This window comes from Methyloversatilis sp. (genome assembly GCF_030696805.1).
Taxonomy (GTDB): domain Bacteria; phylum Pseudomonadota; class Gammaproteobacteria; order Burkholderiales; family Rhodocyclaceae; genus Methyloversatilis.
The window spans coordinates 59869-80018 of the sequence record NZ_JAUYRO010000044.1 but is presented as its reverse complement, the minus strand read 5'-3'; the positions used below and the strand labels follow the sequence as shown (position 1 = coordinate 80018).

22 protein-coding genes and 1 tRNA gene are annotated in these 20150 nt (G+C 63.6%); 1 reads left to right on the top strand and 22 read right to left on the bottom strand.

What is annotated here, in order from left to right; all coding sequences use genetic code 11:
• Nucleotides 1-100 precede the first annotated feature (100 nt).
• The 18 genes from Q8R75_RS08225 to rpoE form a co-directional block, all read right to left on the bottom strand.
• Nucleotides 101-176, bottom strand: a tRNA-Gly gene (locus Q8R75_RS08225).
• 82 nt (nt 177-258) lie between these two features.
• On the bottom strand, nt 259-831 hold the full coding sequence (gene pgsA, locus Q8R75_RS08220) for a CDP-diacylglycerol--glycerol-3-phosphate 3-phosphatidyltransferase (RefSeq protein ID WP_305614577.1): 573 nt from the start codon (nt 829-831) through the stop codon (nt 259-261).
• A 4-nt stretch (nt 832-835) separates the two neighbouring features.
• A complete protein-coding gene (uvrC, locus tag Q8R75_RS08215) occupies nt 836-2617 on the bottom strand; it encodes an excinuclease ABC subunit UvrC (RefSeq protein WP_305626134.1) in 1782 nt (593 codons plus the stop codon).
• Nucleotides 2618-2650: 33 nt separating this feature from the next.
• Nucleotides 2651-3685 carry a beta-N-acetylhexosaminidase gene (nagZ, locus tag Q8R75_RS08210; RefSeq protein ID WP_305613843.1) on the bottom strand — a complete coding sequence of 345 codons (1035 nt, stop codon included), beginning with the start codon at nt 3683-3685 and terminating at the stop codon, nt 2651-2653.
• Nucleotides 3682-4071: a holo-ACP synthase gene (gene acpS / locus Q8R75_RS08205; protein WP_305613842.1), complete on the bottom strand. Its 390-nt coding sequence runs from the start codon at nt 4069-4071 to the stop codon at nt 3682-3684. Before acpS ends, nagZ begins: the two co-directional genes overlap by 4 nt.
• On the bottom strand, nt 4068-4823 hold the full coding sequence (locus Q8R75_RS08200) for a pyridoxine 5'-phosphate synthase (RefSeq protein WP_305613841.1): 756 nt from the start codon (nt 4821-4823) through the stop codon (nt 4068-4070). The genes acpS and Q8R75_RS08200 overlap by 4 nt, the downstream gene beginning before the upstream one ends.
• Before the next feature lie 3 nt (nt 4824-4826).
• Nucleotides 4827-5561, bottom strand: a complete 735-nt coding sequence (gene recO / locus Q8R75_RS08195; RefSeq protein ID WP_305613840.1) for a DNA repair protein RecO — start codon at nt 5559-5561, stop codon at nt 4827-4829.
• A gap of 58 nt (nt 5562-5619) precedes the next feature.
• Nucleotides 5620-6570, bottom strand: coding sequence for a GTPase Era (gene era / locus Q8R75_RS08190; protein ID WP_305613839.1), 951 nt, complete (start codon nt 6568-6570; stop codon nt 5620-5622).
• Nucleotides 6567-7244, bottom strand: coding sequence for a ribonuclease III (gene rnc, locus Q8R75_RS08185; protein WP_305613838.1), 678 nt, complete (start codon nt 7242-7244; stop codon nt 6567-6569). The genes era and rnc overlap by 4 nt, the downstream gene beginning before the upstream one ends.
• 4 nt (nt 7245-7248) lie before the next feature.
• On the bottom strand, nt 7249-7614 hold the full coding sequence (locus Q8R75_RS08180) for a DUF4845 domain-containing protein (protein WP_305613837.1): 366 nt from the start codon (nt 7612-7614) through the stop codon (nt 7249-7251).
• 26 nt (nt 7615-7640) lie between these two features.
• Nucleotides 7641-8453: a signal peptidase I gene (lepB, locus tag Q8R75_RS08175; RefSeq protein WP_305613836.1), complete on the bottom strand. Its 813-nt coding sequence runs from the start codon at nt 8451-8453 to the stop codon at nt 7641-7643.
• An 18-nt stretch (nt 8454-8471) separates the two neighbouring features.
• On the bottom strand, nt 8472-10265 hold the full coding sequence (gene lepA / locus Q8R75_RS08170) for a translation elongation factor 4 (protein WP_305613835.1): 1794 nt from the start codon (nt 10263-10265) through the stop codon (nt 8472-8474).
• A 73-nt stretch (nt 10266-10338) separates the two neighbouring features.
• Nucleotides 10339-10596, bottom strand: coding sequence for a glutaredoxin family protein (locus tag Q8R75_RS08165; RefSeq protein WP_305613834.1), 258 nt, complete (start codon nt 10594-10596; stop codon nt 10339-10341).
• The gene (locus Q8R75_RS08160) at nt 10593-12044 is read right to left on the bottom strand and encodes a DegQ family serine endoprotease (protein WP_305613833.1); all 1452 of its coding nucleotides are present in this window, start codon (nt 12042-12044) and stop codon (nt 10593-10595) included. The genes Q8R75_RS08165 and Q8R75_RS08160 overlap by 4 nt, the downstream gene beginning before the upstream one ends.
• The gene (locus Q8R75_RS08155; protein ID WP_305613832.1) at nt 12041-12469 is read right to left on the bottom strand and encodes a SoxR reducing system RseC family protein; all 429 of its coding nucleotides are present in this window, start codon (nt 12467-12469) and stop codon (nt 12041-12043) included. The genes Q8R75_RS08160 and Q8R75_RS08155 overlap by 4 nt, the downstream gene beginning before the upstream one ends.
• A complete protein-coding gene (locus tag Q8R75_RS08150) occupies nt 12469-13437 on the bottom strand; it encodes a MucB/RseB C-terminal domain-containing protein (RefSeq protein ID WP_305626135.1) in 969 nt (322 codons plus the stop codon). Before Q8R75_RS08150 ends, Q8R75_RS08155 begins: the two co-directional genes overlap by 1 nt.
• The gene (locus Q8R75_RS08145) at nt 13434-13958 is read right to left on the bottom strand and encodes an RseA family anti-sigma factor (protein ID WP_305613586.1); all 525 of its coding nucleotides are present in this window, start codon (nt 13956-13958) and stop codon (nt 13434-13436) included. The genes Q8R75_RS08150 and Q8R75_RS08145 overlap by 4 nt, the downstream gene beginning before the upstream one ends.
• A gap of 5 nt (nt 13959-13963) precedes the next feature.
• Nucleotides 13964-14563 (bottom strand): RNA polymerase sigma factor RpoE, encoded by a 600-nt coding sequence (rpoE, locus tag Q8R75_RS08140; RefSeq protein ID WP_069040772.1) that lies wholly within the window; start codon nt 14561-14563, stop codon nt 13964-13966.
• A gap of 252 nt (nt 14564-14815) precedes the next feature.
• Between rpoE and nadB the strand changes: the two genes are divergently transcribed.
• On the top strand, nt 14816-16432 hold the full coding sequence (gene nadB, locus Q8R75_RS08135) for an L-aspartate oxidase (protein WP_305626136.1): 1617 nt from the start codon (nt 14816-14818) through the stop codon (nt 16430-16432).
• A gap of 386 nt (nt 16433-16818) precedes the next feature.
• Here the strand turns inward: nadB and fabF are convergent, their stop codons facing one another.
• The 4 genes from fabF to fabD all read right to left on the bottom strand — a co-directional run bounded on the left by fabF (nt 16819) and on the right by fabD (nt 20143).
• Entirely contained in the window at nt 16819-18057 is a 1239-nt protein-coding gene (gene fabF / locus Q8R75_RS08130; protein ID WP_305613395.1) for a beta-ketoacyl-ACP synthase II, read from the bottom strand.
• Nucleotides 18058-18080: 23 nt separating this feature from the next.
• Complete coding sequence (gene acpP, locus Q8R75_RS08125; RefSeq protein ID WP_069040177.1) at nt 18081-18326, bottom strand: acyl carrier protein; 246 nt, start codon at nt 18324-18326, stop codon at nt 18081-18083.
• A 132-nt stretch (nt 18327-18458) separates the two neighbouring features.
• Nucleotides 18459-19205 carry a 3-oxoacyl-ACP reductase FabG gene (gene fabG, locus Q8R75_RS08120; protein WP_305613394.1) on the bottom strand — a complete coding sequence of 249 codons (747 nt, stop codon included), beginning with the start codon at nt 19203-19205 and terminating at the stop codon, nt 18459-18461.
• Complete coding sequence (gene fabD / locus Q8R75_RS08115) at nt 19205-20143, bottom strand: ACP S-malonyltransferase (protein ID WP_305613393.1); 939 nt, start codon at nt 20141-20143, stop codon at nt 19205-19207. The genes fabG and fabD overlap by 1 nt, the downstream gene beginning before the upstream one ends.
• Between the last annotated feature and the right edge of the window lie 7 nt (nt 20144-20150).

The window sequence follows — 20150 nt, the reverse complement described above, 5'->3', positions numbered from 1 at the left end:
CAGGCCGCTGCATGACCACTCTGCCACCTCGCCGGTGGTGCAGCCCGTTCGGTGGGCTACAAACAAAAAGGGGAAGACGAACTTCCCCTTTTTCAAATCTTGGAGCGGGAAACGAGACTCGAACTCGCGACCTCAACCTTGGCAAGGTTGCGCTCTACCAACTGAGCTATTCCCGCAAGACAGGCGCGCATTATAGGTCTGGCAGGAAACCTGTCAAGACATGCGGCGAACAATTTCACCAGCTCGGCAAGACTCCCTCTAGAGCGCCTTGCGCGCGCGCAGTTCGGGCCAGGCGCGGCGCATGTAATAGACCATCGAATATACGGTGAGCACCGCGGCAATCCAGATCAGCCAGCGGCCGATGGACGCGATGTCGATGCCGAGCAGCGGTTCGTAATAAAGCAGCATCGGTATGGCAGTCATCTGCGCGGCTGTCTTGATCTTGCCGATCATCGACACGGCGACACTGCGCGATGCGCCGACCTTGGCCATCCATTCGCGCAGCGCCGAAATGGTGATTTCGCGCCCGATGATGACGAAGGCGATGACCGTGCTGGTACGGTCGAGCTCGACCAGCATGATCAATGCCGCTGCCACCATGAGCTTGTCGGCCACCGGATCGAGGAAGGCGCCGAAGGCGGTGGTCTGGTTCAGCGTGCGCGCAAGGTAGCCGTCGAGCCAGTCGGTCGCCGCAGCGATGACGAACACCAGTGTTGCGGTGAGGTTCTTGTCAGCCATCACCAGCGTACGCTCGGGCAGGAAGAAGACACCGACGAACAGGGGGATCAGCAGGATGCGCGCCCAGGTGAGCGCGGTCGGTACGGTGAACATGGAGTCAGTTTAACTGCCGCTGTATCTGTTCGGCCAGTTTGCGACTGATGCCTTCGACGCGGCACAGGTCTTCGACCGTGGCATTGCGCACGCCACTCAGCCCACCGAAGGTCGTCAGCAGCCGTTTGCGGCGCGCCGGACCGATGCCCGGAATGTCTTCCAGCGTCGAGGTGAGCCGCTTCTTTTCGCGCCGCGCGCGGTGGCCGGCGATGGCAAAGCGGTGTGCTTCGTCGCGGATTTCGGCAATCAGGTGCAGCGCCGGATGTTCCGGTCCGAGCACCAGCCCCGCGAGGACGCCCGGACGGATCAGCTCTTCGGCCCCCATCTTGCGCTCGACGCCCTTGGCCACGCCGACCAGCGACAGGTCGAGCCCCAGTTCCGCCATCACTTCGACTGCGATGCCCAACTGCCCCTTGCCGCCATCGATCAGCACCAGATCGGGCCGCACGCCTTCGCCGGTCACCACCTTTTCGTAGCGGCGTGTCAGCACCTGGCGCATCGCGGCGTAGTCATCACCGGGGGTGACGCCTTCGATGTTGTAACGGCGGTATTCGCTGTTGCGCATCGCGCCGTTTGCCCACACGACGCAGGACGCCACCGTGGCTTCGCCCATCGTGTGGCTGATGTCGAAGCACTCGATGCGCTCGGGGGCCACATCCAGCTCCAGCGCCTCGACCAGAGCGCGCACGCGGTGCGTGGCGCGCGCGCCCGCGTCGAGCTTCACGCGCAGCGCAATCTCGGCGTTCTTCAGCGCCATGTCGGCCCAGGCACGCTCGCGCTCGTTGCGCGCCAGTGCGAGCGCGATGCCGGGGATCGGCGCCTCCGCGTCGTCATCCGGCAGCACATTCACGATGACACGCCCTGGCGGTGGCTGGGTGGCGAAGTGCTGGGCAAGGAAGGCGCACAGCATATCGGCTTCGCTGCCCTGCCCGGCAGCCGGGAAATGCGCGTGGTCGCCCAGGTGGCGACCGCCGCGCACCATGGCGTGATTGACGCATGCCGCGCCATCGCGCGCGACCGCGACGACGATGTCGATATCCTCGTCGCGCGCGCTGTCGGCGTACTGCTTGTGCAGCACACGGCTCAGCGCCTTGATCTGGTCGCGCACCTGCGCCGCCTTCTCGAAAGCAAGCGCCTCGGCGGCGGCGTTCATCTGGTCGGACAGCCGGTCGATGACCTCGCTGTGCCTCCCGCTCAGGAACAGGCTGGTCAGCCGCACATCCTCGTCGTAATCGACCTTGGACACCTTGCCGACACAGGGCGCGGAACAGCGATGGATCTGGTGCAGCAGGCAGGGCCGCGAGCGATTGGCGAACACGCTGTTTTCGCAGGTGCGCAGCAGGAAGGCGCGCTGCACCAGCTGTATCGTTTCACGCACCGCCCACACGCTGGGCAGCGGGCCGAAATAGCGTGCGTCACGCCCCACCGTGCCGCGGAAGAAGGCGATGCGCGGGAAGGCGTCCTGCGTGAGCTTGATGTAGGGGTAGGACTTGTCATCCCGGAACAGGATGTTGTACTTCGGCCGCAGACTCTTGATGAGGTTGTTTTCGAGGATGAGCGCTTCGGCTTCGGAGCGCACGACCGTGGTGTCGACCCGCTGCACCTGCGACACCATCATGCCGATGCGCGGGCTCGACGCGGTGCGCTGGAAGTACGACGCCACGCGCCGCTTCAGGTTTTTCGCCTTGCCGACGTAGAGCACCTCTTCGTCGGCGCCGATCATGCGATAGACGCCGGGCGCCTCGCTCAGCGTCTGCAGATAGGTCCTGGCGTCGAATGCGCTCATCGGGCAGGAATGTGGGGCTTCACGGCCGGCCGGTCAGGCGGTGAGCCGCTGCACCTGATCGAGCGCATCGCGATAGCGCGTGTCCTGCGCGAGCTGCGTACGGTCGCCGAACGGCTGCTTCGGCAGCAGCGACGCCACGCGTGCGCTGCGCTCGGCGTCGGGCGCCGGATGCCAGCCGTCAATGAGCCGGATCGCCTGATCTCGTGCATTGCACACCAGCACCATGTCGCAGCCGGCGTCCCACGCCGCTTCCGCGCGCGCGACGACGTCACCGACGACCGATGCACCCTCCATCGACAGGTCATCACTGAACACCACGCCGTCGAATTCGAGCCGGTTGCGCAGGATGTCCTGCACCCACTTGCGTGAGAAACCCGCCGGCAGCGCATCGACTGCCGGGTAGATGACGTGCGCCGGCATCACGGCATCGATCTGCCGGCCCAGTTGCAGATAGGGCTGGATGTCGGTGCGCCATATCGTGTCGAAATCGCGTTCGTCGACCGGGATGGCGACATGCGAATCCGCGGCGACGAAGCCGTGACCGGGGAAGTGCTTGCCGACCGACTTCATGCCGGCCGCGCGCAGCCCCTCTGCCAGTGCGCCGGCCAGTGCGGCGACGATGGCCGGATCGCCGTGAAAGGCACGGTCGCCGATGACCGCGCTGGCACCGAAATCAAGATCAAGCACCGGCGTGAATGACAGATCGACACCGAGCGCACGCAGTTCGGCGGCCAGCACGAATCCGGCGGCGCGCGCTTCGCCCAGCGCTGCGGTGGCATCGGCTTCGTAGCGTGTGCCCAGCGTGCGCATCGCCGGCAGATGGGTGAAGCCATCGCTGCGAAAACGCTGTACGCGACCGCCCTCGTGGTCGACCGCGATCAGCAGCGGCGGTGTGCGCACGGCGTGAATGGCTTCGGTCAGTGCGGCAAGCTGACGCGCATCGCTGAAATTGCGGGCGAACAGGATGAGCCCGCCGACCGACGGATGGGCGAGCAGTTCGCGGTCTTCGGCGTCCAGTTCGAAGCCGGCCACGTCGAGCATGACCGGACCGGGTGGGGTGTGTCTCATGCTGCGGTCTCCGTGCGCTCGACCACGACGAAGGCCAGCGCGTACGCGACTTCGTCCGACAGCGACAGATGCGGATGCAGGCCGCGCTGGTCCAGCCACTGCGTCAGCAGCTCGTCGAACAGGAACACCGGCTTGCCGAGGTCGTCATGCGTCACGGCGATGGAGCGCAGCAGCACCGGCGCGCGCACCCCCGTGCCAAGTGCCTTGCCGAGCGCTTCCTTGGCCGCAAAGCGCTTGGCGAGAAAGCGTGCCGGTTCGCGCGCGCCCTCGAACTCGACCATTTCGGACACGGCCAGAATGCGCCGTGCCAGCGCCTCGCCATTGCGCGTGACCAGCCGTTCCAGACGCGCAATGCTGCACAGATCAGTGCCTACACCGAAAATCATGCCGCCCTCCCCGCCGCCTCTCGCATCAGTTGCTTCATTTCGCGCACCGCCTCACGCAGGCCGACGAACACCGAACGGCTGACGATGGCATGACCGATGTGCAGTTCGCGCACGCCCGGCAGTTCGGCCACCGGCTGCACATTGGCGTAGTTCAGCGCGTGGCCGGCGTTGAAGCGCATGCCCAGATCGCGGATGAGCTTGCCGCCGGCGCGCACCTTGTCCAGCTCGACCACCACGGCCTGCGATTCGCGATCGCGGCCCAGGCCGTGAAAGGCGTGTGCATAGGGGCCGGTGTGGACTTCGCACACCTGGGCGCCGATGCGCGCGGCCGCCTCGATCTGCGGCAGTTCGGCGTCGATGAACACGCTGGTGACGATGCCGGCGTCGCGCAGGCGGCTGACCACGGCGTACAGCCGCTCTTCCTGCGACACGATGTCCAGTCCGCCTTCGGTGGTCACCTCGTGCCGCCCTTCCGGCACCAGCATGGCCATTTCCGGCTTCAGGCTGCAGGCGATGCCGACCATTTCGACGGTAGCCGCCATTTCGAGATTGAGCTTGATATGCACCAGATCGCGCAGCCGGCGTACGTCGTCATCCTGGATGTGACGACGGTCTTCGCGCAGATGCACGGTAATGCCGTCGGCACCACCCAGATGCGCCTCCACGGCGGCCCACACCGGATCCGGCTCGTAGGTGCGGCGCGCCTGGCGCAGCGTGGCAACGTGGTCGATATTGACGCCAAGTTCGATCATGAGTCAGAGATCCTGTAGTTCGATGAATACACGCCGGGTACGCAATTCCTGCCCCTGCAGATAGTGCGCGATCAGCGTGCGCATCAGTGTTCTGGCCAGCCGCACGACCTGCGGATCGCCGTAATCGTCACCGCTGATCGCCAGCGCCTGAGCACCCGTCAGGCTGACCACATTCGGTGTCGCCGCGTCGCCCGCCACCAGGCCCTGATCGGGCACGTAATGGTAGGCGGCATCGACATCCAGAGCGGTGCCGTGGGCGTCGCAGTCCAGCGTCAGCCCGTAACCCAGTTCCTGCAGCAGCGATTTCTCGAAACCGCGCAGCAGCACCTGATGGCCGGCCGTTTCACCCGGTGCCAGCGCCAGCTTCTGCAACGTGTCGGAATAGCGGTCGAACAGCGCCGGGTGCGCGTCTTCGCGTGCCAGCAGCCGCTGCAGCAATTCGTTCAGATAGTAGCCCAGCAGCAGCCTCGGGCCGGACAGCATCGGCCACGCGCGCTGCCATTCGGCGCGCGCCAGCGTGCGCAGCTCGCCCTGACCAAACCAGCCCAGTTCGAGCGGCTGGAATTCCATCAGCACACCGCGCAGCGCCGCGCGCGGTCGCTTGGCGCCGCGTGCCACCAGACCGATGCGGCCGAAATCGCGGCTGAACACGTCGACCACCAGGCTTGTTTCGCGGTAAGGATGGGACTGCAGCAGGAAGGCGGGCTGGCCGTCCACCCGCTGCTTGCCCGAATTCACCTGACTGCCTTCCGGCGGTCATGGCTGCGCCACCTCGCGGCAGACAGCGCCGCTGCGCTCACGGCTCGAAACCCAGGCTTTTCAGCGCGCGTTCGTCGTCGGCCCAGCCGCTGCGCACCTTCACGTGCAGCTCCAGGAATACCTTCGAGTCGAACACCTTTTCCATGTCGTGGCGCGCCGCGCTGCCGACGGTTTTCAGCACTTCGCCATTGCGGCCGATGACGATGCCCTTGTGCGCCTCGCGGCCGACGATGACCGCGGCCGCGATGCGGCGCAGATTGCCTTCCGCCTCGAAGCGCTCGATCTCGACCGCCAGCCCGTACGGCAGCTCGTCGCCCAGTTGCCGGAACAGTTTTTCGCGGATGTATTCGGCGGCAAGAAAGCGTTCGCTGCGGTCGGTGAAGTCGTCGGCGTCGAACATGGCCTGACCTTCCGGCAGCAGTTCACCGGCCACCTTCATCAGTGCATCGAGCCCATCGCCACGCTGCGCGCTGACCGGCAGGATGGCGTGAAAGTCATGCAGCTTCGCAATGCGCTCGACAAAGGGCAGCAACTTTGCGCGATCGCCCGCCTTGTCTGTCTTGTTCAGCAGCAACAGCACGGGCCGGTCTTTCGGCAGCAGCGCAATCACTTCCTGATCGGCTTCGGTCAGCTTGCCCGCTTCGATGACGAACACGATCACGTCGACGTCGGCCAGCGCCTGCGTGACCGAACGGTTCATCACGCGGTTCAGCGCATTGCGGTGCTTGGTCTGGAATCCGGGCGTGTCGACGAACACGAACTGACGGGCGTCGCGGGTCAGCACCCCGTGTATGCGGTGCCGCGTGGTCTGCGCCTTGGCCGAGGTGATGCTCACCTTCTGGCCGATCAGACGATTCATCAGCGTCGATTTGCCGACATTGGGCCGGCCGACGATGGCGATGAAGCCGCAATGGGTAATGGTTGGCGCGATCGGTGACGTCTCGGGCGGCGTGTGCGGCAATTCGCCTTCCGCGATGGAATCAGTCATGTCTGTCCCTGCAGTTGTTCAAGCGCGCGCGATGCAGCGGCCTGTTCGGCAGTGCGCCGGTTGCTGCCCTCGCCTTCGGTAGCGAGGCCCAGTGCCTCGACGCGGCAGCGCGCGCGGAACGCCTGGGCATGTGCCGCGCCGGTCACGGCACTGATTTCATAGACCGGAAGCGGCTTGTGTCGAGCCTGCAGCCATTCCTGCAATGCGGTTTTCGGGTCGCGCGAATCGAGTTCAGGGTTCAGACCGGTCAGGCGCGCGCCGAACAGCTGCGCGACCGTCTGCCGCGCCGCACCGTAGCCGGCTTCGGTGAAGACAGCACCGATGAGCGCTTCGAGTGCGTCGGCGAGGATGGACGGTCGGGAACGGCCACCGGTCTTCACTTCGCCATCGCCCAGACGGAGCGCGCTGCCGAGATCGAGTTCGCACGCCATGTCGGCCAGCGTGTCCTGCTTGACCAGATTGGCGCGCAAGCGGGACAGCACGCCTTCCGGGAGATCGGGGAAGCGCTCGCACAGCAGGTCCGAGGCGATGCAGTCGAGCACGGCATCGCCGAGAAATTCGAGCCGTTCGTTGTGCGTGGCGGAAAAACTGCGATGCGTCAGCGCCTGGGCCAGAAGGTGCTTCGATACGAAGACGTGGCCGAGCCCCTGCTCGATCTGCCCGGCGGAGGTCACTGCGTCAGTTCGGCCCGGTGGCCGACCCTTCGAATTCGAACAGGATGCTCACCGGCCCGAACATATGCACCTTGCGATCGTAGGAAAAGGACATCTCGATGCCATTCGAGTCCTTGATGATGTCGAGATCCGCCGGCGTGACGCTGGACATTTCATCCATGATGGAACGCTTGGCGAAAGCGTTGCGGTAATCGGCCACCGTACCGCCCTTGATTTCGCCGTTCTTCACGATGGCATTCACGTTCTTCAGGATGGTGTAGTACTCGATGACCGCCGGAATCGTCTTCATTGCGAGTACCAGAACGATGCCGGCGATGCCAGCAACGAACAGGAAGCCCACCAGACTCAGACCGGATTGCTTGCGCAGCATCTGTTGACTCCTCATGGCGCGATCAACTATCTGAAGCTGCCGATACGGCCGAAATCGATGCCCTTCGGCGGCAGGATGGTGTCCGCGTGGAACCAGATGAAAAAAGCCTTGCCCACGATGTTCGCGTCCGGCACGAAACCCCAGATGCGGCTGTCGGCACTCTGATCACGGTTGTCACCCAGCACCAGGTAGTGGCCCACCGGCACTTCGCAGCGCACCCCTTCACGATTGTAGACGCAGTTTTCGCGCCCCGGAAAATCGAGTGCGGTCGGAATGTCGGCCCGCGCATCGCGATCGTTCAGGATGTGATGCTGCACGTCGCCCAGCGTTTCGCTGAAGCGGTTGGAGTAGTAGGCGCGCTCGCTGTGGAAATAATCTTCCGCCGGTTGCAGCGGCACTTCGACGCCATTGATGGTCAGCCGCTTGTTCTGATAAGCCACCGTATCACCAGGCAGACCGACCACACGTTTGATGTAATCGACCGATGGATCGGCCGGATAGCGGAACACCATGACATCCCCGCGCTGCGGATCATTCATCGGAATGATCTTGTCGTGCAGCACCGGCAGACGCACGCCGTAGGTGAACTTGTTCACCAGGATGAAATCGCCGATCAGCAGCGTCGGGATCATCGATCCGGACGGTATGCGGAACGGCTCGACGACAAAACTGCGCAGCCCGAATACGACGATGATGACCGGGAAGAAGCTTGCGCCGTATTCAACCCACCAGGGGTCCGGCGCGCCGGCTGGCCGCTTGCGCGCGAACACCATGCGGTCGAGGCCCCAGAGGATGCCGGTGACCACGCACAGCACGAAAAGGATGAGTGCGAAATTCAAGATTCGGGTCCAGTCTTTTTATTTGTCGTCGACACGCAGCACGGCGAGGAACGCCTCCTGCGGTATTTCGACGTTGCCTACCTGCTTCATGCGTTTCTTGCCGGCCTTCTGCTTTTCCAGCAGCTTCTTCTTGCGTGAAATGTCGCCGCCGTAACACTTGGCCAGAACGTTCTTGCGCAGCGCCTTGATGGTTTCGCGCGCAATGATGTGCACCCCGATCGCCGCCTGCACCGGCACGTCGAACATCTGGCGCGGAATCAACTCGCGCATCTTGGCCGCCACCTCACGGCCACGGTACTGCGCGTTGGCCCGGTGCACGATGACTGACAGGGCGTCGACCTTCTCGCCGGCGACCATGATGTCGAGCTTCACCACGTCGGCCGCGCGGTACTCCTTGAACTCGTAATCGAGCGAAGCGTATCCGCGCGATACCGACTTCAACTTGTCGAAGAAATCGAACACCACCTCGGCCATCGGCAGGTCATAGGTGAGCTGCACCTGACGGCCGTGATACAGCATGTTCACCTGCTGCCCGCGCTTCTGCTCGCACAAGGTGATCACCGCACCCAGATATTCCTGCGGCAGGAAGATGACCGCCTTGATGATGGGCTCGCGGATTTCCGACGTCTTCGACACTTCGGGCAGCTTGGCCGGATTCTCGACCATGACGATGCTGCCGTCGTTCATCAGCACCTCATACACCACGGTCGGCGCCGTGGTGATGAGATCCATGTCGAATTCGCGTTCCAGCCGCTCCTGCACGATTTCCATGTGCAGCATGCCGAGGAAGCCGCAGCGGAAACCGAAACCCAGCGCCTGCGACACTTCCGGCTCGTACTGCAGCGACGCATCATTCAGCTTGAGCTTCTCGAGCGACTCGCGCAGCTGGTCGTACTCGCTGGCCTCGACCGGATACAGTCCGGCGAACACTTGCGGCTTGATCTCCTTGAAGCCGGGCAGCGCCTCCGGCGCACGGTGATCGGCCAGCGTGATGGTGTCGCCGACCTTGGCTGCCTTCAGTTCCTTCAGGCCGCAGATGACGAAGCCGACTTCACCCGCCGACAGGCTTTCACGCTGCAGGGACTTGGGCGTGAACACGCCGACCTGGTCGACCTGATACTGCGCGCCGGTCGACATGAACAGCATCCGGTCCTTGGGCTTCAACGCACCGTCGACCACGCGCACCAGCATGACGACGCCGACGTAGTTGTCAAACCAGGAATCGATGATCAGTGCCTTCAGCGGCCCCGCCGGATCGCCCTTGGGCGGCGGAATGCGCACGACGATCATTTCGAGGATGTCGTCGATGCCCAGTCCGGTCTTGGCGGAACACTGGATCGCATCCGTCGCGTCGATGCCGATGACGTCCTCGATCTCCTGCCGCGCGTTCTCCGGATCCGCCTGTGGCAGATCGATCTTGTTCAGCACCGGCACCACTTCCACGCCCAGATCAAGCGCGGTATAGCAGTTGGCCACGGTCTGCGCCTCGACGCCCTGCGAGGCATCGACCACCAGCAGCGCACCTTCGCAGGCGGACAGCGAACGGCTCACTTCATACGAGAAGTCGACGTGACCCGGTGTGTCGATCAGGTTGAACTGATAGATCTGCCCGTCGTTTGCCTTGTAACGCAGGGCCGCGGTCTGCGCCTTGATCGTGATGCCGCGTTCGCGCTCCAGATCCATCGAATCAAGGACCTGCGCCTCCATTTCGCGATCGGACAGACCACCGCAACGCTGGATCAGACGATCGGCCAGCGTGGACTTGCCGTGGTCGATGTGGGCAATGATGGAAAAGTTTCGAATGTGCTGCATCGTCAGAGTGGAAACAGGAATGAAAAAGGGTGCCCTTGGCGGCACCCTTGTCTGGTCAGCCGGACCGACGAGATCAAGCGCGCAATTCTAGCAGATAGGCCTGCACCGCCTGCGGATCAAGCCGGTGACGGCACAGCTCACGATCGCCGGCGCACAGCACGGGGATGTGTTCGCCGTACGGCGCCTCGAATTCCGGGTGCTCGTCGATGTCGATTTCACGCACCTCGACGCCATGCGGCGCGATCAACGGTGTCAGTTGCTCAAGCAGATCGTCGCACAGATGGCACCAGCGACGCAGATACAGCGTCAGCGCACTCGTCGGCAGGCTCACTTCTCCGCCTCCTGGCCGTTCGGCACGCGCAGCGTAAGAAAGGTCTGGTTGGTGCCACGACGCACCAGTACAGTCAGGCCGATCCTCGGCTCCATGCTCGACAGAATGCTGTTGAACTGGTCGAGCGAAGACACCGGCGTCTGCTTGCCACGCGCAATCACGGCCAGGATGACGTCGCCGATGCGCAGGTCGGACCGGACGCCCCCGGTGATGTTTTCCACCCGCAGCCCTCCTTCGATCTGCATGCCGCGCCGCTGCTGCGGCGTCACTTCCGACAACACAAGACCCAGGCGGTTGGACTGCGGTGCCGCTTCCGGGGCACCGCCGCCACGACGGCTGCGTCGCGGATCGGCCAGATCGTCGTTCAGTTCGACTACGGTGACCGCAATGTCGCGCGTGGCACCATTGCGCCACACTTGGGCGACCGAAGATGCGCCCGGCTTGGTGCCGCCGACCAGACGCGGCAGATCGCCCGATCCCTCCACTGCTTTGCCATCGAAACGCAGGATGACATCCCCTGGAGCGATGCCGGCGGCTTCGGCGGGACCGCGCGGTTCGACCGAACTGACCAGAGCGCCTTCCGGCCGCTTCATGCCGAACGAATCGGCCAGTTCCTTCGTCACCTCCTGGATCACGACGCCAATGCGCCCGCGCTGCACCCGCCCGTTGGCACGCAGCTGCGACTGGATGTCCATCGCGACATCGATCGGAATTGCGAACGACAAGCCCATGAAGCCGCCGTTGCGACTATAGATCTGGGAATTGATGCCCACCACCTCGCCGCGAAGATTGAACAGCGGCCCGCCGGAATTGCCCGGATTGATCGCCACATCGGTCTGGATGAAGGGCACGAAATTTTCCTGCGGCAGCGAGCGGCCCTTGGCCGACACAATGCCGGCCGTGACCGAGCTTTCAAAACCGAAAGGCGAACCGATGGCCACCACCCACTCGCCGACGCGCAGCTTGGTCGCGTCGCCGAATTTCACCATCGGCAAGCCGCTGGCCTCGATCTTCAGTACCGCAATGTCGGTGCGCTTGTCGGCGCCGATGACGCGTGCCTTGAATTCACGCTTGTCGCTGAGCTTGACCGTGATTTCTTCCGCCTCGTCAACGACGTGCGCGTTGGTCAGCAGATAGCCGTCGGCCGACACGATGAAGCCCGATCCCAGCGAGCGCGCATCCGGCGACCCCGGGCCGCCGGGCTGCTGGGGCACAAAGCGACGGAAGAAGTCGTACATCGGGTCATTTTCGTCCATGCCGGGTGGCATCTGAGGCATGGCGCGCGTGCTGACCTTCTGCGTCGTGCTGATGTTCACGACCGCCTGCCCCTGCCGCTCGACCAGCTCGGAAAAGTCCGGCAACTGGCGCAGCGCTGGCGTCTGTGCTGGCGCAGCAATCGCAAGGTTCGTGGCGAAACTCAGGAACAGCGCGGCAATGACTGCTTTCATGATTCCGGGAGGGTTCGGGTTTGCGCAACAGCGTGGATCACCGGTAGTAATTCGGCACGCGGCTGCATGTGTCTGAGCCATAGCACCGACGCCGCCAGGCCGGTTACCGCCCCGGCTGCAACCACCAGATCGGATCCGCCGACAGCAAATCGGGCGAGCAGCGCACCGGCAAACATCGTAGCCAGTCCGACGCCGTAGGTCATCAACGCCGCAATCAACGGTGCGCGCTGCGGTACCGACACCTGGACCCGGTCACCTTCGGCGACTGCGTGGGAAATCGGAATCACGAAGGTGGTTGGACGCGCCGAACACGCCTGGCCACAGCCGCCAACATCGGCGCAGCGGCCGCAGCCGCTGCTGCGCACGACGTCCACCCATGCAAGGCGACCGGCTACACGTCGCACCTGACCTTGCCGGATGTCCATCAGCGCTTCGGCTCCACGCCCTCGACCATGCGCAGCAAGCTGTGCGGTGGCACTTCGCCGAGCGCCGTGACGATGAAATTGCCGACGCGGCGTTTGAACACATTGACCGCGCCGTGCTTCATCGGCCCGATGAAGTTGCCATCTTCCTTGCGAAAAGGTTCGATGAAGACCGATATCGCGGCGAGGCCGTCCGAGAACACCATGTGCACCATGTCCGGACGGTCGGGTCCGAGCGAGCGACGCATGCCGGCAATCTGCCTGAACCCCGGCACTGGCGCGCTCGCAACCCAGCCGACATCCACGTTCTGACCTGTGGTCGTGCTGGCGGAATGCACCGCCCAGCCTTCGGACATCGCCGCCATGCGCGAACGTACATCCTCGCGACTGAGCGGAAGACCTATTTCGAGTTGTGCAAACGCAAATTGCTCGATCGCCTCGCCGCGTTCATTGACCATGCGAGCCTTCAGCAGCAATCCGGTCTGCGCCTCGATCCAGAACACGTAGCCAAAACGGAAACCGTCCCTGGGTTCAAGCAACACCGAGTGCGTCTCGAAACCCGCGACGCGACCGGACGCTCCGCGCTTGATTGCGTAGAACTCGCCGAGCGAGTTGATCGATTCCGGAAGCAGCGAAGGGAAGGTTTTGCGCGAACCCCGCCGATCTTCGATGACGATCTTCTCTTTCGGCAGGTAACAGCGAACCTCGTCATTGATGCGCACTACCTCACGCGGACTGCCGTCGAGCACTTCCAGGCGTTCGATGGAATTACCATCGGCATCGACGTAGTGGGCAATGCGCGACGTTTCTACATTCGCGCCGCTTTGGTAAACGAAAGTACCGGCATAGGACAGATTTTGCGAGGCAGTGACCGCCCGGCTCAACATGGAAAGTGCTTCAGCCTGGCTCTGCGCCCAAGCGACCGGACCGCCGATCAGGGCGGCCAGCAAGCAGACCGCGCGGAAGATCATCGACGGTCGTCGGCCGAAACATCCGAAACACCACGTGCGTAGAGCGCAACGCCCTGCATGCTCCCCGTGGGCGAGTAGCCGTGGTGTGCAACGAGATAGGCACGCAGTGGCGCGTCGTTGCTGGCGACGGAAGCGCGTACCTGCGATGTATAACCTGCCGCCGGCGTGTTGGCTGCCATCTGCACAGGCGCGCCAGCCGGCATCAGGTCCAGACCAAGCCAGGAAACGAGTGCGACGCCGGAAACGGCAGCGGCTGCCGACATCCACATGCGCCTGGGGATGGCCGCCGCCGACCGCCGAGTGACCGGCGCCAGAACGGTCGGCTCGTCATCAAGCCTGCTCATTACCGACGCGGTGAAAGCGGCGCCGAGTCCGATGTCGCCACGAAGCGCATCTCCAACCGCAACCTGCAGCGCAAATTCATCGCGCAGGTCACCGTCTGCGTGCAGGCGATCGAGCACCTGCTGGGCCTGGCGGTCTTCGAGTTCGTTGTCGATCAACGCGCTCAGATTTTCTTTCATGGGTCTTACCACCTCTTGTCAGGTGCCGTGTCGAGCAACGGCCGCAGTTTTTCCGATATCGCCTCACGGGCGCGGAAAATACGCGAACGCACGGTCCCGATAGGGCAATCCATCACGGTCGCAATTTCTTCGTAAGCCATGCCTTCAAGTTCGCGCAACATGATTGCGGTACGCAATTCTTCCGGCAAGGCATCCATCGCAGCATTCACCGTTTCGCCGATCTGCTTGGTGAGCAGAAGGCGTTCCGGTGTGTTGATGTCGCGCAGATTGTCACTATCGTCAAAGTTCTCAGCTTCTTCCGAATCGAATTCAGTGCTTGTCGGCGCGCGTCGCCCCTGCGATACCAAGTAGTTCTTCGCGGTATTCACGCCGATCCGGTAAAGCCACGTATAAAACGCGCTTTCGCCGCGGAACGACGGCAACGCGCGGTAGGCCTTGATGAAGGCTTCCTGTGCGACGTCCTCCACTTCGGCCGGGTCACGTATGAGTCTTGAAAGCAGTCGGCCGAGCTTCCGCTGGTACTTGGTGACGAGAAGGCCAAAGGCCTGCTTGTCGCCGCGCTGCGCCCGCTCGACCAGTAACTGGTCAACTTCTCGCTCGCTCATCTGTGCGGTTGCTTTGCCCGGATCTTTCACCGGTACGGCAATTGAACTGGCGCGCAGTATATCCGAGCGCTCAGGCCTGAGTACTGCTTGAAGGGGAGTAAGGGTCGCGTCCATGCTGCAACAGACCGGGGCATCTCCGCAAAGTTCATCCGGTCAATGACCGGCACTGCAAAAACGCATCACCGAGCACAGAAAATCTTGCCGGACGGCGCGCTGCGATATAGTGCGCGCTTTATCAGACGGCTCTTTCCCGTGTTGAATTTCGACGCGCTGGTACTTGGAAGCGGACTCGCCGGACAGGCGCTGGCGCTCCGCCTCGCCGAGGCAGGACAGCGCGTGGCGCTGATCACGAAGAAACAGGTCGAGGATTCGGCTTCGAGCTGGGCTCAGGGGGGCATTGCGGCCGTTCTCGACAGCGCCGACTCGGTCGATCATCACCTGCGCGATACGCTGGTCGCCGGCGCCGGCCTGTGTGACGAGGACGCGACCCGCTTTGTCGTCGAACACGGCCGCGACGCGATCGAGTGGCTGATCGCGCGCGGTGTGCCATTCACACGTGATGCGCAGGGCGAACTGGGTTATCACCTGACGCGCGAGGGTGGCCACAGTCACCGACGCATCGTGCACGTCGATGATGCAACGGGCTCGGCGATCCAGACGACGCTGACCGGCCAGGTTCGCAGTCACCCGAACATCCACATTTTCGAGCGCCACCTTGCCGTCGATCTGATCGTCGGATGGAAGATAGGTCGCCCGGATCTCGGTTGCGCCGGTGCCTACATCCTCGATATCGAAGCCGGCGATGTCATCACCTTCGCGGCACCGGTCGTCGTGCTCGCCACGGGCGGCGCAGGCAAGGTCTATCTCTACACGACCAATCCGGACACCGCGACCGGCGACGGCATTGCGATGGCGTGGCGCGCAGGTTGCCGCGTCGGCAACATGGAATTCATCCAGTTCCACCCGACCTGCCTGTACCACCCGCACGCCAAATCCTTCCTCATCACAGAAGCGATGCGCGGCGAAGGCGGTCTGCTGCGCCTGCCCGATGGCGAGCGCTTCATGCCGGCGCACGACGAACGCGCCGAACTGGCGCCGCGCGACGTGGTGGCACGGGCCATCGACTACGAAATGAAGAAGCGCGGCCTGGACTGCGTGTATCTCGACGTGTCGCACAAGCCAGCCGATTTTCTGGTCAGTCACTTTCCGAACATTCATGCCCGCTGCCTCGAACTGGGCATTGACATCACACGGCAGCCGATTCCGGTCGTGCCGGCGGCGCACTACACCTGCGGCGGGGTGAAGATCGACCAGCGTGCGCGCACCGACGTCGATGGCCTGTATGCGATCGGCGAAACCACATACTCCGGACTGCACGGCGCCAACCGATTGGCCAGCAATTCACTGCTTGAATGTCTGGTGTATGCCACCGCGGCCGCGCGGGACATTCTTTCGCGCAAGCCGGTCGCGCCGGTGATACTGCCGCCATGGGACGAAAGTCGCGTGACCGACGCTGACGAGCAGGTGGTGATCGCGCACAACTGGGACGAACTGCGTCGCTTCATGTGGGACTACGTGGGCATTGTGCGAACCAACAAGCGCCTGGAACGTGCGCTGCACCGCATCCGCCTGCTTGAGCGTGAGATCGACGAGTACTACGCCCATTTCCGGATCAGCAACGACCTGATTGAACTGCGCAACCTCGTGCTCACCGCGCATCTGATCGTGCGCAGCGCCATTCAGCGACACGAAAGTCGCGGCCTGCACTTCAGTCTGGATTACCCGGAAACCAGCGCGATCGCCAGCCCGACAATCCTGCGTCCGCGTCGCGTGCGTCATCAGGAAGTGTTGCACGCAGCCATCGCCTGAAACACCGGAAGTCGTCGGCAGCGGTGAACTGGTCGGCGAACAGCATCAGCATGCAGCCCGTGCCCAGATCGGGGTGCAGGCTCAGCGATACCCAACAGCGCCCGGCTCGTCCCGTCACGGGTCGCCCCATTGCCACCGATCCGTCAGCCCGGCAAACCGACATCTGCCCCGATTCGCTCAAATGAATGCGCGTCCAGGCAGCCCGCCGACGCACGAGTACGGTGAGCGCGAGAGCGGCTGCAGCGACTGGCGCCACTGCGGGCCGGAGCAAAACCGAAACCATCAGCGCCACAACGCAAACAAAAAGGGCCGCGTTGCAGCAACGCGACCCCTGAAGTTCGATACGGGCAAAAGCGGCTAAACCGTCATTGCCCACAACGACCGCCCTACAGCTCGCTGAACACCAGCGTGGCGTTGGTCCCGCCGAAGCCGAACGCGTTCGACATCGCGGCTCTGATGCGCGTGTCGCGCGGCACCAGCGGCACATAATCGAGATCGCACTGCGGATCCTGATCGCGCAGGTTCGCGGTCGGCGGCGCGATCTGGTGATGCAGGGCCAACACCGTTACCACCGCCTCGATGCCCGCTGCTGCGCCGAGCGCGTGACCGGTCATCGATTTGGTCGAGCTGACGCACAGCTTCTTCGCGTGCTCGCCGAAGCAGCGCTTCACGGCGACCGTCTCGGCAATATCGCCAAGCGGCGTCGAGGTGCCGTGCGCGTTGATGTAGTCGATGCCGTCGATTTCGATGCCGGCGTTGCGCAGCGAATTGCGCATGCTGCGCGACGCACCTTCACCGTCCCCGCACGGCGCGGTGATGTGGTGAGCATCCGCACTCATGCCGTAACCCGCAAGTTCGCAGTAGATACGCGCGCCACGCGCTTTCGCGTATTCGTACTCTTCGAGAACCAGTACGCCGGCGCCCTCGCCAAGCACAAAGCCGTCACGTCCGGTATCCCACGGCCGGCTGGCGGCTTCGGGATCGTCGTTGCGGCCCGACAAGGCCTTTGCCGCTGCGAAACCTGCGACGCCGAGCGGGCAGATGGTCGATTCGGCACCACCGGCGATCATCACGTCCGCATCACCATACTCGATGATTCGCATCGCTTCGCCGATCGAATGATTGGCCGTCGCGCAGGCGCTGACGGTTGCAAAGTTCGGGCCTTTGAAACCGTAATTGATCGCGATGATGCCGGAGATCATATTGATGATCGATCCCGGCACGAAGAACGGTGACACCTTGCGCGCGCCGCCGGCCAGCATGACGTTGTGCGTTTCCTCGATCATCGGCAAACCGCCGATACCCGAACCCACGCACACGCCGATACGTTCGGCGTTATCGGGTGATGCGGTCAGCCCGGCGTCGCGGATCGCATCCATCGAGGCAGCGATGCCGTAATGGATGAAGGTGTCGAAGCGGCGCGCTTCCTTCGGAGACAGATAGTTGGCGACGTCGAAATCGCGCACTTCGCCTGCGATCTGCACCGGCAGCTCGGACGGGTCGAAGCGCGTGATGCGCCGGATACCCGACTTCGCCGCCAGGATGTTCTCCCAGGCTTGCCCTACGGTGTTGCCGACCGGGGAAATGATTCCGAGACCGGTCACGACAATTCTTTTACGTGCCAAAACGTACTCCGTCCGATGAACGATCAGGCCTTGCCGGCGAGATGGCCATTCACGTAGTCGATGGCCTGCTGCACCGAAGTGATCTTTTCCGCTTCTTCGTCCGGGATTTCGCACTCGAATTCTTCTTCGAGAGCCATCACCAGTTCGACCGTATCGAGCGAATCGGCGCCCAGATCATCGACGAATGACGATTCGTTCTTGATCTCGGCTTCGTTTACGCCCAGTTGTTCGGCGACGATCTTCTTGACGCGTTGTTCGATGTTTTCCATTGCGAAACTCCTTCCCTGTGTAAGCCCTGACGAGTCCGTCAGGGCACTAAAAAAAGTGGCGCGAGTGTAACAGAAAGCCTGCCCCGCTTCGCCGGCAACGACCGGCCGGAAACACCGCCGATCCCGCCAGCGTCAATGCATGAACATGCCACCATTCACGTGCAGCGTGTTGCCGGTCACGTAAGCGGCCTGCGGCGAGGCGAGAAACACGACGGCGCCCGCGACTTCATCTGTCGTACCAAGGCGTCCGAGCGGGATCTGGCCCAGCAGCGCGGCGCGCGCCGTGTCCGCCAGCGCATCGGTCATGTCGGTCGCGATGAAGCCCGGCGCCACACAATTGACCGTGATGTTGCGCGAACCCAGCTCACGCGCTAGTGCCATGCTCATGCCAGCCACGCCCGCCTTGGCGGCGGCGTAGTTCGCCTGACCGGGGTTACCGGTTTCACCCACCACCGACGTGATGTTGATGATGCGGCCGTTGCGCGCCTTCATCATGCCGCGCATCACGGCGCGCGACATCGAGAATACCGCCTTCAGATTGGTGTCGATGACGGCCTGCCATTCGTCGTCCTTCATCCGCATGGCCAGATTGTCGCGTGTGATGCCGGCGTTGTTGACGAGAACCGTGACGGCACCGAAAGCCTGTTCGATGCCGGACATTGCTGTAGCGATATCTTCGCTTCGGGTCACGTCGAGCACGATCCCACGCCCCTTGAAACCTGCGCCATCAAGCGCCTGCTGGATTCCCGCCGCACCGGCTTCCGTCGTCGCAGTGCCCACCACAGTTGCGCCTGCGGCGCCGAGTGCCAGCGCGATCGCGCGACCGATGCCGCGGCTGGCACCGGTCACCAGCGCTATCTGTCCGTCAAGTACGCCCATTATTGCGCTCCGATCTGTTGTGCCAGCTGTTCCAGCGACGCTGCATCCGCCAGCGCCACACCCGTGAGGTTGCGGTCGATCCGCTTGGTCAGGCCGGCCAGCACCTTGCCCGGCCCGCACTCCGCCACGGTGACAGCGCCGAGTTCCGCCATGCGCTGGATGACTTCAACCCAGCGCACCGGAGCAGCAGCCTGACGCACCAGTGCGTCGCGGATGGCATCCGGTTCATCGGGCGAGGCAACGTCGACGTTGTTGATCAGGGTAATCGCCGGGCGGGCGAACGCCACCGCCGGCAGCGCTTCGGCCAGGCGTGCTGCAGCCGGCTGCATCAGGGCGCAATGGAAGGGCGCGCTGACGGGAAGCGCCACGGTGCGCTTGGCTCCGCGCTCCGACAGCAGCGCCATGGCTCGCGTCACCGCCTCGGCATGGCCGGCAATCACCGTCTGCTCCGGCGAATTGAAGTTGACGGCGCTGACGATCTGCCCCTGTGCCGCTTCCTCGCAGCAGCCCTGTACCGCCGCTGCGTCCAGTCCGAGGACAGCGGCCATGGCGCCAGTCCCTGCCGGCACTGCATCCTGCATCGCCTGGGCACGCAGACGGACCAGGGGCACCGCATCAGCAAGCGTCAACACTCCGGCCGCCACCAGCGCGGCGTATTCGCCAAGGCTGTGGCCAGCGACCATGTCGGGACGACGACCGGTGCGGGCCATCCAGCTGCGATACACGGCAACGCCCGCGGTCAGCATCAAGGGCTGGGTGTTGGTGGTGAGGGCAAGGCGTTCGGCCGGACCTTCGCACACCATCGACCATAGATCTTCGCCCAGCGCGGCGGACGCTTCGTCGAAAGTGTGTCGGAGTACAGGGTCGTCGCCGTAGGCGGCCATCATGCCGACCGACTGCGAACCCTGCCCGGGAAATACAAATGCGAGTTTCTGCATGTTCGAA

What these genes read in the sequence shown, in the direction of transcription:
- pgsA (WP_305614577.1), bottom strand. Translation starts at nt 831, where the DNA reads ATGTTCACCGTACCGACCGCGCTCACCTGGGCGCGCATCCTGCTGATC.
- uvrC (WP_305626134.1), bottom strand. Translation starts at nt 2,617, where the DNA reads ATGAGCGCATTCGACGCCAGGACCTATCTGCAGACGCTGAGCGAGGCG.
- nagZ (WP_305613843.1), bottom strand. Translation starts at nt 3,685, where the DNA reads ATGAGACACACCCCACCCGGTCCGGTCATGCTCGACGTGGCCGGCTTC.
- acpS (WP_305613842.1), bottom strand. Translation starts at nt 4,071, where the DNA reads ATGATTTTCGGTGTAGGCACTGATCTGTGCAGCATTGCGCGTCTGGAA.
- Q8R75_RS08200 (WP_305613841.1), bottom strand. Translation starts at nt 4,823, where the DNA reads ATGATCGAACTTGGCGTCAATATCGACCACGTTGCCACGCTGCGCCAG.
- era (WP_305613839.1), bottom strand. Translation starts at nt 6,570, where the DNA reads ATGACTGATTCCATCGCGGAAGGCGAATTGCCGCACACGCCGCCCGAG.
- Q8R75_RS08180 (WP_305613837.1), bottom strand. Translation starts at nt 7,614, where the DNA reads ATGCTGCGCAAGCAATCCGGTCTGAGTCTGGTGGGCTTCCTGTTCGTT.
- lepA (WP_305613835.1), bottom strand. Translation starts at nt 10,265, where the DNA reads ATGCAGCACATTCGAAACTTTTCCATCATTGCCCACATCGACCACGGC.
- Q8R75_RS08160 (WP_305613833.1), bottom strand. Translation starts at nt 12,044, where the DNA reads ATGAAAGCAGTCATTGCCGCGCTGTTCCTGAGTTTCGCCACGAACCTT.
- Q8R75_RS08155 (WP_305613832.1), bottom strand. Translation starts at nt 12,469, where the DNA reads ATGGACATCCGGCAAGGTCAGGTGCGACGTGTAGCCGGTCGCCTTGCA.
- Q8R75_RS08150 (WP_305626135.1), bottom strand. Translation starts at nt 13,437, where the DNA reads ATGATCTTCCGCGCGGTCTGCTTGCTGGCCGCCCTGATCGGCGGTCCG.
- Q8R75_RS08145 (WP_305613586.1), bottom strand. Translation starts at nt 13,958, where the DNA reads ATGAAAGAAAATCTGAGCGCGTTGATCGACAACGAACTCGAAGACCGC.
- rpoE (WP_069040772.1), bottom strand. Translation starts at nt 14,563, where the DNA reads ATGAGCGAGCGAGAAGTTGACCAGTTACTGGTCGAGCGGGCGCAGCGC.
- acpP (WP_069040177.1), bottom strand. Translation starts at nt 18,326, where the DNA reads ATGGAAAACATCGAACAACGCGTCAAGAAGATCGTCGCCGAACAACTG.
- fabG (WP_305613394.1), bottom strand. Translation starts at nt 19,205, where the DNA reads ATGGGCGTACTTGACGGACAGATAGCGCTGGTGACCGGTGCCAGCCGC.
- fabD (WP_305613393.1), bottom strand. Translation starts at nt 20,143, where the DNA reads ATGCAGAAACTCGCATTTGTATTTCCCGGGCAGGGTTCGCAGTCGGTC.